Here is a 235-nt window from a genome sequence, read left to right on the forward strand (position 1 = left end):
AACCCTCAAAAATATTCTAGGAGCTTAGCAGCTTCGATTTCTGTATTTGAAAAGAACAGTCGAGGATTGGATGGATTCAAGCTATAATTAGCAAGACCTGCCATCAGATTGCTAAGAAAATTCCATCGACTTTGGTGCCGATGATGTTCTATCTGACAGCTATTTTTCAATAGATTATTCACACTTTCAATCATAGCCCTCTTTTTTAGCATGAGTTTATCCACTAACGTGATCC

At 37.4% G+C, this 235-nt stretch carries 1 protein-coding gene; it reads right to left on the reverse strand.

Translation table 11 applies throughout. The features are described 5' to 3' along the window. Positions 1-5 precede the first annotated feature (5 nt). The coding region (locus tag TY19_RS00030) for a transposase (protein ID WP_275450564.1) at positions 6-235 on the reverse strand (230 nt) is incomplete at its 5' end.

The sequence above is a fragment of the Candidatus Protochlamydia sp. R18 genome (genome assembly GCF_000648255.1).
GTDB lineage: Bacteria > Chlamydiota > Chlamydiia > Chlamydiales > Parachlamydiaceae > Protochlamydia > Protochlamydia amoebophila.